Origin of the sequence: Anaeromassilibacillus sp. D41t1_190614_C2 (assembly GCF_015558525.1) — a bacterium.
Classification (GTDB): Bacteria; Bacillota; Clostridia; order Oscillospirales; family Acutalibacteraceae; genus Anaeromassilibacillus; species Anaeromassilibacillus stercoravium.
Window position 1 is genome coordinate 1 of record NZ_JADMOD010000026.1, and the last position, 15,151, is coordinate 15,151.

Consider the following 15,151-nt stretch of genomic DNA (forward strand, 5'->3'; position numbering starts at 1 on the left):
GGCAGCGCGCAGGTTCTGCTTGTCTACCACTGTGAAGCCAAGCTCGATCGTGGTGTCCGCGTTCGGCATGGCTGCGCGGTAGACATATTCAGAAACGTCAAAGCTGTCTTCCGCGATGGCTTCGCCGTTCACGGTGACGCCTGCGATCTCGCGGCCTTCTACGCTCGGTGTGAAGGCCAGGTTGAGTTCGGTGCCAGAGAGCACATCGGCCTGATAGGAACCGATCAGGTTCGCGATCGTCTGGTCTTCGCCGTCGATGGAAAGACGCACGCTTCCGGCCGGGAATTTCACCGTGAGCGCGTATTCCCCGGAGGCCGGCTGTAGGGCTTCGAGTTTTTCCAGGAGGTCGGCGGTCATTTGGATGAACGCTTCCTCCGAAGGTTTCACTTCTTCATACAGGCCGTACGCATCGCTGAAGGTCTCCGCCAGTGCTGCGACGCCCTCGGGATCGTACTGGTTTGCGGAATCGGACTCGATGAATGCGAGCACGGCCGCCATGGCCTGCAAGAACGCATCCTTGACCTCGTCCGAAGGCGCGATATAGGGGATCAATTGATCGATGGCATCGCGCAGGGCTTCTGCCGCCGCGTCGATCTCGGCCTGGTCGCGCGAGGTATCCCGCACGGTTTCCGCTTCTTCCAGGACCTCCTGCATAGCGTCCCAGCTTTCGTCCGTATAGGCCGCCGAAGAGAGGGCCTTTGCGCGGGCGATCTGGTTGAGCAGTTCGGTCAGTTGGACAGTCGGCTCAAGCGCCATGTCTTCGAAGCCGGGCCTGAGGGATTCAAAATAGTCAAAGCCGAATTTCCCGGTCGGTTCCAGGCGGATGGTGTGCTCGCCTTCCGTGAGGACGGGGGAGACCCACACGCGCTTGTAACCCTGCTGGGATACTTCGGGAACGTTGGTGTTGATGGTGGCAATCAGCGCATCGTCGATGTAGATGTTTGCGCCCACCTGGCTGCCATCCACCTTTGCGCCGACGCACACTTGGATGCCGTTGAAGGTATAGGACAGCGAAGTGCCCCGCCAGTCGTAGTTGTCGCCGACATAGGTTTCCGTCCCGTTGTAGGCGTCGCCGCTTTCCCAGAGCGCCCAGGTGCCTTCCTTGACAACGGCTTCGTCCTCGCCGTCCACCTTGTCCCATGGATTTTCGGTCAAGTAGGAGAAATAGTCCACGCTGAATTTCCCGGTGGGCACCAGTTGGATGGTATGGGTGTCGTAGTCCAATGCGCCGGAACGCCAGACTTCGTAATAGCCATTCTTGCCGTCGTTTGCGGAGGAATTGCTGTTGATATGGTCAACCAGCTCGCCGTCCAGATAGACGTCCGCGCCCTTCTGGCTGCCGTCGATCTTGCCGCCAACGATGATCTGTGTGCCGGTGAAGGTCAGGGAGAGCGAAGCGCCTTCCCAGTCGTAGCTGTCGCCGACGAAGGTCTCCGTGCCTTCGTATGCCTTGCTGTCTTTCCAAAGGCCCCAGTTGCCTTCCTTGACGACGGATTCGGACTCGCCGTCCACCTTCACATAGGCGTCGCTGTCCTGCGTGGATGCAGGGGCAGCCGAGAAAGCGGCGCGCACGGCACGCTGCGTGGATGCGGACGGTTCCATCTGCATTCCGAAGTGCGTTGTCGTTGCCATGAGCTCGAGCGTCTCGGGATCATAAACGTTGAGGCGTGCCTCATAGCCGGGCACTGCGTCCGCAGGAACCGGGATTTCCAGGGTAATGGACTCATTGCCCTTCAGGGAAATGCGGTCCTCCAGGATGGACACGTCCACCAGGTTGCCCTCGCTGTCGTACAGCGCCAGGGAAGCGGCGTATGGGTTGCTGCTGCCGGTGTTCTTCATGGTCACATAGGCCTTGAAATCCGTGCCGGGCTGCAGGCCCTGGCTGCTGCTGGCCACGGTCGTGGTGTAGCTTGTGTCTGTCTTGGAGATGTCGCGCGCTGCGCCCAGGAGTTTTGCGTCCGCCCAATCGGTGTGGTCGTTGCCGTTTCCACCGTTTTCATCCGTCACCAGGCGGAGCCTTGTGACGCCGCGCACGCTCAGATCCACAAAATCGCTTGCGCCGTTTGTGATCTGCTTCTCATAAATCAGGGTTTCCTCTTCGCTGTCGCCCACGGTGGCGTAGACGCGGAAGATGGCGTCGCCCGTGCCGGTTACTTCGTCGTCGATTCCGGCGATTGCCTGGAAGCGGGCGTATTTTCCGCCCAGGTCATAAATGGCTTCGCTGTTCGCGTGCAGGCCCAGGCCCTTTTCATACACGATCCCGCCCACGGTGATGGGGTTGCCCTCGATGGACTGGTCGATGCCGGGGGTCTTTCCTTCCCAGCCCTGGGTGATCGGCTGTGCAGGTTCGAGGTCCGAGACATAGACGGAGTCCGTAGTATAGCCATAATCGGTGGATTCGTCCGCTGCGCCCTGCGCGTCGATGCCGTAGACCGTGGCCTCGTTCAGGAAGGCGTGCTCCCCTTCGGGGACGTCGGTGAAGGTGACCTTGACAAAGCGGGCGCGGATGCCGCCGAGATCCTCTTCGTAGGGGCGGTTCGCAACCGTATCCGCTGTGTAGGAGGCAATCTCCGTCCAGGGGCCGGATTCGTTGGTGGCAACCTCTACTTTATAGGGATAGGGGGTGCCTTCGAAGTCCAGTTTGAGCTTATACATGTGCAGGGCATATTCGGTATCCTGCATCCAGTATTCGTCCGGGCCGGCGTTTTCCGCCACCCACTGGGTGGATGTGTCGCCGTCGTTGGCCATAGCGCCGTTGCCGCTGGAGGGGAAGGTGGGATGGTTGGTCTTATCCGCCTTGTAATTTCCAGCGTCTGCCAGCTTATCCGTGGTATCCTCTTTTTCTTCAATCAGGAAATTGTCCGGCTCGGTCCGGCCGTATTCCGGCTCGGTGGCGGTGGTGGTGATGGTGATCTCCGCCGGTTCCATGCCGGGCGCGGTGGCCTCAATGACGGTGGTGCCGGAATAGTAGGAGCGGAATTCCGTTGCGCCCTTGCCGTCGCGCATCAGGTTGCCGCCGGTCAGGGTCATCTCTTTGCCGGTGGGGAATACGCCGGGGCCCTCGACCACTTCCAACGTCACGGTGGGGGACTGGTTGACCCAATCGCCGTTTTCATCCTTGACCGTGACGATCAGATGGGTGTCCGCCGTGCCGTCGTTTGGAATCGTATCCTGGGAGACAGTGAGCTCCAGATGGTCGGCTTCCCCTTCCTTGGAGAATTCCGCCGGGACGCCGGTATAGGTCTGCCGGTACCAGTACCACGCCTTGAGCGGCAGGCGGCTGTAGTCGATGAAGCCCATCTTCGCCAGGCCGGAGCCAAGGGCACTGCCGTGCTGGAATGCGCACCAAAGGGCGATGCCGGCGCGGTTGCCTTTGAGCTTATAATTGTAAATATCGCTGCCGTCCTGCATATTGCCGAAATACGGGCGGAACTCGTCGGAGGAACTGCCCCGGTCAGCCGTGTGCGAACCGTATTCGGACGCGATGCTCGGCATGTACTCGGTCATATGGCCGGGAAGTCCCTGGCCCTCTTCCGGAAGTTCGGCGGAGCCGCCGTCGCCGTTGTAGCCAGCCACGTCGCAGATGTCCAGAGAGTCATAGCCATTGCGCTGCACGCCGCCCATAGCCGCCTTGCGGGTGGGGTCCAGCAGATGGGTCAGATTGCGCATTTCGTTAACCAGCGCTTTTTTGGTGTCGTCCTTGCTCCCGCCGAAGAACACCTCATTGCCCATGCTCCAGATGATGATGGACGGGTGGTTCCGGTGGATCCGGATCATTTCTTCCAACCCTTGCAGGCAGCTTTGGTTGAACGCTTCCTCGTCTTCCGCATACTGGGGATAGGTGGAACCCACCCAGTCGGCCGCCGTATAGGTAATCCGATCTTCTGGATGCGACGAGCCGCCTGCTCCCCAGAAGACCGCTTCGGACCAGAACATGATGCCCAGCTCATCGCAGGCGTCTGCATAGGAGGGGTCGTGGGGATAATGGGAACCGCGGATAAAGTTCATGCCCGCGTCTTTCACCATTTGCACATCGCGGTAGAATCCTTCGTTGGTCACTGCGTCGGCCCAGCCGGCATGGTCCTGGTGGACGTTTGCGCCGAAAATGACGGTTTTCTCCCCGTTGAGGTAGAAGCCGTCGTTCAGGAACTGCGCCCAACGGAAGCCGAGAGGGGATTCAAAGAGGTCGATGGCGTTGCCCTCGCCGTCGTAAATGGTCGTATAGACGCGGTAGAGGTTGGGCTCGTCCGGGCTCCAGAGTTTGATGTCCTGGATGTAGTCGCTCTGGGTGTCGACCACCGCCGTGGAGTTAGCCGCCACAACCGTGGGATCGGAGGCAAACGATGCCACCAGCGTGTTGTCGGCCGTATCGACCACCTCTTGCTTGACCACAATGGTCCGCGCCGTGTCGGAGTCATTTTGTACCTCGGTCTGCACGCGCACATCGGAGCGCTCCTGCGCGATGTTCTCGCGGATCTCCTCGGCCGGCGTGTAGCTCTCCTCGTCGATGTTCTCATAGTCGTGGTAGAGCGTGCCGTCCTCGTTCTTCTCATCAAAACCGGGGTTGTTCAAGGCCGGGGTGGTGACCGCCGTGCCATACCAGGCCACGTGGACGCCGTCCGTGATGTTGAGGTATACGTCCCGGTAGATGCCGCCGGAGAAGTGGTGGTCGCCGGTGCGCGGGTTCTGCTCGGGGTTCCACTTGTTGTTCACGCGCACAGCGATGACGTTCTCCCCAGCGTGGAGGTTGTCGGTGATGTCAAAGGTAAAGCCGGTATAGCCGCCGTTATGGGTGCCCACGGCCTCCCCGTTGACAAAGACCTCTGTTTCGATAAAAGCGCCTTCAAACTCAATGCTGATGCGCTTGCCGCCGTCCAGCCACTCCTGCGGGACGTCGAAGGTCTTGCGGTACATGCCGTAGCCCACAAAGAAATTGGTCTCCATATTATAGGGGATGCTGAAGCTGTGGGGCAGGCCGACGTTGGTCCATTCGGAGTCGTCAAACGCAGGGTCGATTGCGCCGCCGAAATCCGGGGCGGTATCGTCCGTGACGGATTGGCTCTTGAATTTCCACTCGCGGTTGAAATTGATCTGCTGCCGGGGCGTCTCCGGGGCTTCATAGGTGTCCCCGACGGCGGTCCCGGTGGACAGGACGGTTTGGCTGTCGATGGCGCTCTCCTGCGCCATTGCGCTGCCGTTCAGAGAAAACATGCCCAGCAGGAGCGAAAGCGCCAGCACGCTGGACAGGATTCTTCGAAACCTTTTCATTAACAGTTCTCCTTCCTTTCCAATGTCCTTTTCTTACCAAATATAGGGAACGTTGACGGGCAAAGCCGGTTTCCCTCCTTTCAAAGCCAAATGGTCAACGATACCAGATGAAATAATGGCATGTGGACCGAACATCCATCTGCCATGTAAAATGGCGAAAGGAAATAATATAAATCCATAAAAAACCAATAAAATTTTGCAAATTTTTAGAATTGTATACAATTGATAATAGCACAAACGGAAAGATTTTAGAATAGAAATACTGAAAAATGGGAGGATTGTCCATGTTTTTGATTCAAATATCCATATCTTCTTTCCTTGAGGGAGAAAGCCGCCTTCCCCGTTGCAAAATTCTCTAGGCGATGCTATAATAAAATACTATAAACTCGCGCGAAATAGGTCAAAAAAGAGAGATGGAAAAGGAGGCAAAACATGTTAAATACGGATTTTTCCAGCAAGTTTGTCAAAGAGGGGTTGACATTTGACGATGTCCTTTTGATCCCGGCGGAATCCCATGTGCTGCCAAAGGAGGTGGACGTCTCCACCCAGCTGACCAAGACCATTCACCTGAACACGCCGCTGATGACCGCGGCCATGGATACGGTCACAGAGACGGAGATGGCGATTGCCATTGCCCGCGAAGGCGGCATTGGCATCATCCACAAGAACATGTCGATCGAAAAACAGGCGGACGAGGTGGACAGGGTCAAGCGCTCTGAAAACGGCGTCATCGTCAACCCGTTTTTCCTCTCTCCGGACCACTTTGTCCATGATGCGAACGACATCATGGCGCGCTACAAAATTTCCGGTGTGCCGATCTGCGAGAACGGCAAATTGGTCGGCATCATCACCAACCGCGACCTGCGGTTCATGACCGAGGCGGACTTCGACCAGAAGATCTCCGCCGTGATGACCAAGGAGAACCTGGTGACCGCGCCGGTGGGGACGACGCTCAAGCAGGCGCAGGAGATCCTCCGCCAGCACCGCATTGAGAAGCTCCCGATTGTGGACGAGAACGGCTACCTGAAGGGCCTCATCACGATCAAGGACATTGAGAAATCCGTGCAGTACCCGAATTCCGCAAGGGATGCGGCGGGCCGCCTGCTGTGCGGCGCGGCCATCGGCGCAACCGCAGACGTGCTGGAGCGCGTGGCGGAGCTGGTCAAGGCGCAGGTGGACGTGGTGGCGCTCGACTCGGCGCACGGCCACAACAGCGGCATCCTGGACGCGGTGCGCAAGGTCAAGAAGGCGTTCCCGAACCTGCCGCTGATCGCGGGCAACATCGCGACGGCAGCCGGCGCGGAGGCCCTGATCGACGCGGGCGCGGATTGCGTGAAGGTCGGCATCGGCCCGGGCTCCATCTGCACCACCCGTATCGTTGCAGGCATCGGCGTGCCGCAGATCACGGCGATCTACGACGCGGCGTGCGTCGCGGCGAAGCACGGCATCCCGATCATCGCGGACGGCGGCATCAAGTATTCCGGCGACATCGTCAAGGCGCTTGCGGCGGGCGCAAACGTGGTCATGGTCGGCTCCATGGTCGCGGGCTGCGAGGAATCCCCCGGCGAGACGGAGGTCTTCCAGGGCCGCCAGTTCAAGGTATACCGCGGCATGGGAAGCCTGGCCGCGATGGGCAAGAAGGACGGCGGCAGCTCCGACCGCTACTTCCAGTCCGACAGCAAGAAGCTGGTCCCCGAGGGCGTCGAGGGCCGCGTGCCGTACAAGGGGCCGCTGTCCGAGACCGTCTACCAGATGCTCGGCGGCCTGCGCGCCGGCATGGGCTATACCGGCTGCGGCAGCATTGCGGAGCTGCATGAGAAGGCGCAGTTCATCCGCATCACGGGCGCGGGCCTGCGCGAAAGCCATCCGCACGACATCCAGATCACGAAGGAATCCCCGAACTATTCCCTCAGCGTGTAAGGGGAAGGTTTCTTTCCGCATAGGATACCTGCTGATAGACAGAACAGGGACCCGAGGTTGCAAAACCCCGGGTCCCTTTTTCCATGCCGGAAACCTGTGGGAATCCATCTGGAAAACCAAAAGGCCAGCACCGGGGACAAGCCCGGCGCTGGCCCCAGCGCATCCAAGGGGCGGTTCCCCGCCCGTATCCGCTTTACAAAAACAGCGACAAAATAACCGTGATAATCCCGCACACGCCGATGGAAATCCCGCTCATCGCGCCCTGTACCTCGCCCATCTCCAGGGCTTTGGTGGTCCCAAGGGCGTGGCTGCACGCGCCCGTGGCAAGCCCCTGCGCGACCGGGCTTTTGATGTGGAACACCTTGGCGAACAGCGGCGCGGCCAAGGCCCCGATCAGCCCGGTGAGCAGGACCGCGACCATCGTGATGGCGACCACGCCGCCCTGGCTTTCCGCAATGCCCACCGCGATGGGCGTGGTGCAGCTCTTGGGGAGCAGCGCCTTGGTGATGGAATCGTCCAGCCCAAAGGCCTTGCACAGCAGGAATACGCTGCCGATGCTGGTGATGCTTCCGGCGGTACATCCCGCGAGGACCGGCCAGAAGTGCTTTTTTAAGACGTCCATCTGGTTATAGATGTTTAAGGCCAGCACCGCGGTCGCCGGGCCCAGGAAGAGGTTGATGATGTCCCCGCCTTTGTTGTACGCCTCCAGCGGGATGTCAAACAGCACGAGCACCGCAATGCAGAGCAGGATGGCGATCACCAGGGGGTTGCAGATCGCCTTGCGGGTCTTTTTCTGGATCCAGATCCCCGCTTCAAAGGCGGCGATGGAGAGCACAATGCCGAACAGCGGCGAGTATACGACGGTTTCAAACATCGGGTTTGTCCTCCTTCCGCGCGGTCCATTTCATCACAGCCTGCACCGTCCACCCGGTGACCAGAAAGACGAGGGGCGTGGTGACCAGGCAGATGACCAGCAGGGGGATGAGATTCGCTTTCAGGACGTCCAGGTAGTCCAGCAGACCCACGCCCGCCGGGATGAAGAAGAACGCCATGTTCGAGAGCAGGAAATTGGATTTTTCCTGGATATGCCGCGGCTTGAGCCATTTGCAGGCCAGCAGCAGGAAGAGCAGGATCATGCCGATCACACTGGCGGGGAATGGAAACGGCAGCACCGCCGCGATCGCCTCCCCCACGAGGCATACAAACAATACGATACCGATTTGTGCGAGAATCCTCATTTTGCAACGCTCCTTGTGCAGAAAATCCCTTACAAAAAATACCTTATTATGATAGCACAACCGCCGCGCGCTATGTGCATAAGCTTTTTTGCGCGCGGTTGCGAAAAATAAGCAAAAGCGCAGAAATCGTGCGGTGGGGGAGAGCGCCGCCTTGCCTGCAAAGGGCGCCCCATGCGCGGGAGGCGGCCCTTTATGGGGCGTACCGGGCGCCAATCCCCCGGAAATTGCCCGGATTTTCCCGGAAAAGCGAAAAAAATCAAAAAAAGTCAAAACTTTCTTGGAATGGTCCTTGACAAAACCGGACAGGCTGTATTATAATGATAAACGCTTCGCATAGACTATATGAAAGTCCTGCGAGACGTTTATGGCGGCATAGCTCAGTTGGCTAGAGCATTCGGTTCATACCCGAAGTGTCACTGGTTCAAATCCAGTTGCCGCTACCAAATGGCCCGGTGGTCAAGCGGTTAAGACACCGCCCTTTCACGGCGGTTTCACGAGTTCGAATCTCGTCCGGGTCACCACTCTTTTTATTCCCGCGCAAGCGCACGGGGTATGGACGCATAGCTCAGCTGGTTAGAGCGCTCGCCTCACACGCGAGAGGTCATGGGTTCGAGTCCCCTTGTGTCCACCAATTCTGAAGCACCTATAGCCTGCGCTATAGGTGTTTTGTATTATCAAATCAAAACAAGGCGCTTGCAACCTGTGCGGCGCCGCACATCATAGGAGGTCGACGGACGATGAAAAAAGTTCTTGCGCTCGCCGCAGCTGCGGCGCTCCTGCTCAGCATTTCCGCCTGCGGGGTGGATGTGGGCACCGTTTCCGGCTCAGATGGGACAACGTCGGATGCAATCCTGAGCTCGGTCCCCGGCGAGGAGTCGCAGACGGGCGAAGAGAGCCAGGCGCCCGCCAAGGACCCGGAGGAAATCGAGGCGGAGGTGGACGACAACCTCACCGGCCTTTGCAGCTTCCTGGCGCAGACCGGCGGCGTGGGCGGCGACCCCGTGGATATGGCGGCCGATTTCATCGGCGCGGTGGCGGGCGTGCAGTACCGCTTCAGCTATGAGGGCAGCAACAACGTCACGGTGGAGCTCTACGAATACGACCTCGACAACTTGAACGACGAGGCCCAGGCGGTGCTGGACAGCGTCAAGGCGAACGGCACCTTTACCGTCATCGGGCAGGAGGTCACGGACGCCTATCTCTCGGACAGCGGGAAGTACCTGATGATCTATAAGGACACCCAGACGAACGAGCAGAACGAGCTGCACAAGCAGGAAATCGTCGAGCAGTTCCAGGGATTTAAAGCGGAATAATTCTATATGGGGAAAGAAGCTGTTGTAGGCCAACGGGCCTGCAACAGCTTTTTTGGTTTGTAGCCGGCCGTCCGGGTCGAAGCCCCTCCACGCAATATATTTTCTATGTGAAAATATTTCTCCCGAAAAATTGAAAAAATTCCAAGTTTGCAACGGTGTTCTAAGTAGAGGAATCTTTTGGAAGGAGGAATATCCGATGAAAAAGACCATTGCGGCCATCACAGCGGCCTGCCTGCTCCTGACAACGGGATGCGGCCTGCATCTCACCGGGGGCCTGGAGGCGTATGACCCCAAGGAAACCGTCCCGGCGATTCGGGTTGCCGTAGGCGGCGAGGAAGCGGACTACGGGGTGACGCTCCATGAGTGGGACGGGTTTACGGACGCGGCATTGGATTACGCACCGTGGTTCCCGGGCGCGGTCCAGGAGGGGGTCCGGATTCCCACAGCGCCGCCCGGCACAGAGGTTACCGTCACCTTTTCCGGGGAAAAGCCGCAGAACATTCTGGTAGAGGATTACGCCCTGGACGAGGCGGGGGAGTTTTCCTGGTTTTGGGGGAAGATTGCCTCCCGAAGGTACACCGGAACCCAGGAAATGGAGATCCCCCTGCTGGAATGCCGCCCGGAGATCCTATATGGGGATATCGGCTGGGGGACGGAGCCGTTCCTGCACGGGTTCAACATGGAGTGCGAATGGGCGGACGGGAACCGGTGTACGTACTCCTTTATGGTCCGGACGGAGCAGAAGGCCGTCTCGACGAGGAAAGCGCCGCCGCAGCTGCGCATCCAATGCGGGGACGCCGTGCTCGAACCGGCGACGCTGGTCGATCGCTGGGGTGGGGAAAGCCCACGGGCGGACGAGGCGTTTCCCGAACTCTGGAACCTCTTGGCGCAGGCGCCCATCGTTTCGATGCCAGAGGACGGGACTCTGGAATTTTCCCTGGATGGGCGCGTCCCCGATATTGGCCGGCTGAGCGCCTGCCTTCTCGACGAGGAGAGCATCCCCGAATATGGGGAGGATACGCTTGAAAGCGGAAACAAATATCTGCCCGCCTTCTCCATAGAGGGCGGGCAGGGGACGCTCGCATGCGCGGACCTGGGGTTCCCGCAGACGCCTGCGCTCTACGGCTTCCGGCTGGACTGCACCTGGCAGTCGGGTGAACCGGCGGGCCGGTGTACCTATGTGTTCGTCGCCCGGTGGGATGGGGAACCGGCGGAAGCAATTCCCGACTGACCGCTTTCGTTTTCCACCGTTTTTGCCCAAATGGTGGAAAACTTTCCTGCGCCGCCTTACGCGCCCTGCGTTTTGGCGCGGTAGCCGCGCGGGGTGTACCCCGTTGCGGCGCGGAACTGCTTGGAAAAGTAGCTGTGGCTGGAAAAGCCGCAGCGCGCCGCGATCTCGATGACCGGCAGTTCCCCGTGGGTCAGCAGGTCCATAGCGGCGAGGATGCGCCGCCGCTGGAGGTAGCTCTGCGGCGTGGTGTGCAGCAGCTGCTCAAAGGTGCGCTCGCATTCGCGCGGGGAGAAGTGCACCGCCTGGGCGAGCACCCGCAGGGAGAAAGGCTCGCTGTAGTGCGCGTCAAACCAGAGAAGCATCTGCTTGAGCCGCTCTTCCCGCAAGGGGGAGGGGCTGGCGGCCGCTTCCCCGGCGTGCTGTTGGAGCAGCAGGAATGCCCGTGAGAGCGCCTCCCGGACCGTGAACTCAAAGGCATAGGCTTTGTCCTGGCAGGCGGCATGCGCCGCTTCAAAGGCGTCTAGGACGTCCTTTTGCCAGGCTTCGCCGGGCAAAAGCAAAAGGGTGGGCGGGCCGTTTTCGAGAAACGGGCGCACATATTTGACGTCGATCGCGTTCCCCTCGGGGCCCGCTACGATGGATGGGTCAAATACGAGGGAACGGTACCGGCAGGGGGATTCCACCGCGCAGGTCATGCTGTGGAGCTTGTCGGTGTTGACAAGCACCCCCTGCCCGGGCTGCAAGAGAAATTGCGTTTCCGCGGCGGAGACCTCGACTTTTCCCTGGTCGAGCATAAACAGTTCCACCTCATGGTGCCAGTGCGGTGGGACTTGCGAGGCGATATACTGGTGGACATCCCCGCGATAGGCATGGCAGGGGAACAGGGAACGGCCGACCGGCTGCCGTTCCATCCGGTTGGCCTCCACCTGCAAGGAGCACTGTGCAAGCGGCATCCATCACAACCCCTTTCTCATCATTTGTCGCTTTTCTTATAGTATATGGCGCTTTCTGAAAAGAAACAAGGGCTTATTTGCGCTATAATACCAGTAAACGCGCGGCCCGCAGAGGCATGGCCGCGGCCGGGCGGCAACCGGCCCGTGCGGGAACGGCAGGAACACGAGTAAGGAGGATTTCCCATGCTGGAACATGTTGCGATTTGGACCAGGGACCTGGAAGGGATGAAGGACTTTTATTGCGCCTATTTTGACGGCAAGGCGGGGGCGAAATACCGCAGCAAGTCCGCCGCGCATCCGAATTTTGAGTCGTATTTCCTGACCTTTGGGGACGGGAGCCGGCTGGAGCTGATGCAGATGCCCACCATCCCGGAGAGCGCCTACGCGCCGGGGCAGGAGGCGCTCGGGTTGACGCACATCGCCTTTGCGGTCGGCGGCACGGACGAGGTGGACGCCCTGGCGAAGCGCGCCCATGCGGAGGGGCGGCCGGTGCTGCTGGAGCCGCACCGCACCGGCGACGGCTATTATGAGGCGTGCATCCTGGACCCGGACGGGAACCGCGTGGAGGTCACCACGCTGCCGGAGGCATAAGGATTCCTGAGTAGGAATGAGAAAAATCGGAAGAGAGGCTTCCTGCGTTTGCAGGGAGCCTTTTCTATATAGAAAAACGAGGCGGCTGCAACTTGCAACTGCCTCGTTCTCATTCGCGGAATTCTAAAAGTTTTGAGGGCGGCACATCCAATGCGATGGAGATGCGGAAGAGGTTATCCAAAGAAATGCCGACGCTTGCCACTTCGATTTTGCTGATATGGGTCTGGTCAACGCCGATTTTCTCCGCAAGGGCTTCTTGCGTAAGGCCCCGCAGCTTTCGGTAATAAGCAATATTCAATCCCAATTTTTTGTAAAGACTTTTAAATTCAGACCGCACCATACATCACCATGTATTAGTTTAAAGGGATGGAAGAGGAAAATGTATAGATTGTAAATGCTATATTATGTATTTACAATACATATATAGTATGGTATCTTATATAAAATGGTTTTGAAAATCCTAAAATTGTAAGGAGCAAAAGCGATGATCTACTGCGGCAACCATTTCTGTGCCTATTGGTTCGAAGGGATTTGTATGAAGGAAGACATTCGCCTGGACAACCGCGGGGTATGCCTGACCTGCGTGCAGGTCGATATCGACCGTTCCCTGCTGGCCCGCCAGCGGGCGCAGGCCCGGGAATACAGGGAAGGGTTGGAGGATTGCGCGAAAAAGTGGCTGGATAACCTAGATTTTACATAATTTTAATCCCTCCTGAACCACAGCGGGCGCCCGTTCCGGTATGATAAAGACACAATCCAGTGAATGTTGTAAACAGTTCGTTTAGGAGGAAAAGACATGAAAAGAACGATCGCTTTTATGATGGCTTTGGCATTGTGCGTAGGAACGACCGCTACCGCATTTGCCGAGGATACTGCCACGGAGTTTAGCTTTACCCTGCGCAACGACCCGACCTTCACCGTGACGATCCCCGCCCAGGTGACCATCGAGGAAGAGGGCACGGAGGTAGAAGTTGTGGCAGAGGACGTTGAGAACCTCGCAGAGAACGAGAAGGTTTCCGTCACGATCGCCGGCACGGATTATTTCCGCAACCAGATGGTCTTGGAGGACCCGGATACGCGCGCGGTGATGCGTTATCAGATCGTCACGCCGGACGGCCGTACCCTGGAGACCACTGGCACGGACACCATGACCGGCCAGGAGATCGTTTCCTTCACGGAAGACGGCACGGAGACCTATACGGTGAAGCCTGTGGTTGCGCCTTCCACCAGGCCCGGCAACTACAAGGGCACGCTCACCTATGGCATCTCGGTTGTTGAGGCTGAATAATTCCTTAAAAATCGAATAACTCCCTCACAGGTTCACCCCCGTAGCTGCTGCCCAGCTGCGGGGGTGATTTTTTTGGTATAAAGAGAAACCGTATAAAGGCGATGGATTCCCAAACGGCCCGGCCCGTCCAAAAAATTTTTGAACATGCGGGCCGATGCGTTCGGGGAACCGCCCCAAAAAGGGGTTAAGAGCAGAACCGGTGGTTGCCGATCACCGTGATGACCGGGCGTGAAAAAATCCATTTGTTGGTGGACTTTGCAGGGTTGTAGTAATAGACCGCGCCGCCGGAGGGGTCGTTCCCGTTGATCGCGTCGCGCGCCGCGCGGTAGGCGGAGTCGGCGACCGCCGCGTTCACGCCCCCGTCGTACAGGCAGGAAAACGCCCCCGGCTGGTAGATCACCCCGGCCAGCGTGTTGGGGAAGGAGGGGTGCTCGATGCGGTTGAGGATGACCGCCCCGACCGCCACCTGCCCCTGGTAGGGTTCCCCACGGCTTTCCGCCGAGATAATCCGGGCCAGCAGGTCCACATCGCTGCTGCTGAACCCGCCCTGCCCAGCGCCGGAGGAGATCCCCAGCTTGCGCAGCGTCTGTTCCCCGGCGATGCCGTCCGCCGCCAGGCCGTTGTATTTTTGGAACGCGATGACCGCGTTTTTGGTCTGCGTGCCGTAGATGCCGTCCACCTCGCCGGTGTAAACGCCGTATTCCTTGAGCTTGGTCTGGATCTGCCGGACCTCCTCGCCGGTGGAGCCCACCTTGGAAAGCGTCTGCACGCTGCCGCCGAAATTCCCGGCCAGCGCGATGATTAAAACGTTCACCAGCAGGATCACCAGGATGCGCCAAAGGTATCTGAAGCCATGTTTCATGATGTAGCCTCCCACAGAAGTTTCCATTGATACGATTGTTTCCATGGGGAGCGCAATTATACCCGGACAGCTTCGCGCGGGAACGTAGAACGCTTTTAAAGGGAATCCGGGGAGTTCCCGGGCGGTTTCGCGCGCCCTGCCTGGCTGCCTAAATCCCATAGGAAAGAAGGATTTTCAAAGAAAAAAGGAAATTTTTATAGGAAGGACGCGCGCGTTCCCCAGCCCATCTACCAGGAAATCTTGAAAAAAGTGGAATCCCCCTGCGCCGCGCGCTTGCGTTGGGGGAGTGGAGCGCTGCACACATGACCTGGTGGCCAGGGTGCTTTCCCCTTGCCTTTTTTATCCATATATAGTAGAATGGAAAGGCCGCAGAAACGCCCCGTTTTGGCAGGGAAAAAGGCCGGAAAAGGAGAATTTGAAAAAAGTTTCAAATTTTTTTAAAAAAGGTGTTGACAAAAGGGGTAGGGTTTGGTATTATATTCGAGCA

General features: G+C 58.6%; 12 protein-coding genes and 3 tRNA genes. 9 read left to right on the forward strand and 6 right to left on the reverse strand.

The annotated features are described in order from the left end of the window. The coding region (locus tag I2G69_RS13765; RefSeq protein WP_195560969.1) for an NPCBM/NEW2 domain-containing protein at window positions 1–5,268 on the reverse strand (5,268 nt) is incomplete at its 3' end. Between the two features lie 432 nt (window positions 5,269–5,700). Between I2G69_RS13765 and guaB the strand changes: the two genes are divergently transcribed. Beyond that, a complete protein-coding gene (gene guaB / locus I2G69_RS13770; RefSeq protein WP_087234904.1) occupies window positions 5,701–7,188 on the forward strand; it encodes an IMP dehydrogenase in 1,488 nt (495 codons plus the stop codon). 193 nt (window positions 7,189–7,381) lie between these two features. On the opposite strand, the gene I2G69_RS13775 is transcribed toward guaB, so the two are convergent. Beyond that, entirely contained in the window at window positions 7,382–8,062 is a 681-nt protein-coding gene (locus I2G69_RS13775) for an LrgB family protein (RefSeq protein ID WP_087234903.1), read from the reverse strand. After that, entirely contained in the window at window positions 8,055–8,426 is a 372-nt protein-coding gene (locus tag I2G69_RS13780) for a CidA/LrgA family protein (RefSeq protein WP_195451076.1), read from the reverse strand. Before I2G69_RS13780 ends, I2G69_RS13775 begins: the two co-directional genes overlap by 8 nt. Before the next feature lie 366 nt (window positions 8,427–8,792). Between I2G69_RS13780 and I2G69_RS13785 the strand changes: the two genes are divergently transcribed. The 5 genes from I2G69_RS13785 (at window position 8,793) to I2G69_RS13805 (ending at window position 10,970) form a co-directional block, all read left to right on the forward strand. Further along, window positions 8,793–8,869, forward strand: a tRNA-Met gene (locus tag I2G69_RS13785). 3 nt (window positions 8,870–8,872) lie between these two features. Continuing rightward, window positions 8,873–8,947: transfer RNA gene (locus I2G69_RS13790), tRNA-Glu, on the forward strand. A gap of 33 nt (window positions 8,948–8,980) precedes the next feature. Further along, a tRNA-Val gene (locus I2G69_RS13795) sits at window positions 8,981–9,057 on the forward strand. A 106-nt stretch (window positions 9,058–9,163) separates the two neighbouring features. Continuing rightward, the gene (locus I2G69_RS13800) at window positions 9,164–9,739 is read left to right on the forward strand and encodes a hypothetical protein (protein WP_191405749.1); all 576 of its coding nucleotides are present in this window, start codon (window positions 9,164–9,166) and stop codon (window positions 9,737–9,739) included. Window positions 9,740–9,935: 196 nt separating this feature from the next. After that, window positions 9,936–10,970 (forward strand): hypothetical protein, encoded by a 1,035-nt coding sequence (locus tag I2G69_RS13805; protein ID WP_195560970.1) that lies wholly within the window; start codon window positions 9,936–9,938, stop codon window positions 10,968–10,970. 56 nt (window positions 10,971–11,026) lie between these two features. Here I2G69_RS13805 and I2G69_RS13810 read toward each other — a convergent pair whose 3' ends face one another. Continuing rightward, complete coding sequence (locus I2G69_RS13810) at window positions 11,027–11,923, reverse strand: helix-turn-helix domain-containing protein (RefSeq protein WP_195560971.1); 897 nt, start codon at window positions 11,921–11,923, stop codon at window positions 11,027–11,029. Window positions 11,924–12,106: 183 nt separating this feature from the next. Between I2G69_RS13810 and I2G69_RS13815 the strand changes: the two genes are divergently transcribed. Next, on the forward strand, window positions 12,107–12,514 hold the full coding sequence (locus I2G69_RS13815) for a VOC family protein (RefSeq protein ID WP_191405746.1): 408 nt from the start codon (window positions 12,107–12,109) through the stop codon (window positions 12,512–12,514). 109 nt (window positions 12,515–12,623) lie between these two features. On the opposite strand, the gene I2G69_RS13820 is transcribed toward I2G69_RS13815, so the two are convergent. Then, window positions 12,624–12,818 (reverse strand): helix-turn-helix domain-containing protein, encoded by a 195-nt coding sequence (locus tag I2G69_RS13820; protein ID WP_243254978.1) that lies wholly within the window; start codon window positions 12,816–12,818, stop codon window positions 12,624–12,626. A gap of 180 nt (window positions 12,819–12,998) precedes the next feature. Between I2G69_RS13820 and I2G69_RS13825 the strand changes: the two genes are divergently transcribed. Continuing rightward, entirely contained in the window at window positions 12,999–13,214 is a 216-nt protein-coding gene (locus I2G69_RS13825; protein ID WP_087234897.1) for a hypothetical protein, read from the forward strand. Between the two features lie 96 nt (window positions 13,215–13,310). Further along, entirely contained in the window at window positions 13,311–13,802 is a 492-nt protein-coding gene (locus I2G69_RS13830; protein WP_195560972.1) for a hypothetical protein, read from the forward strand. Window positions 13,803–13,986: 184 nt separating this feature from the next. On the opposite strand, the gene sleB is transcribed toward I2G69_RS13830, so the two are convergent. After that, complete coding sequence (gene sleB, locus I2G69_RS13835) at window positions 13,987–14,664, reverse strand: spore cortex-lytic enzyme (protein WP_195560973.1); 678 nt, start codon at window positions 14,662–14,664, stop codon at window positions 13,987–13,989. Window positions 14,665–15,151: the final 487 nt, after the last annotated feature.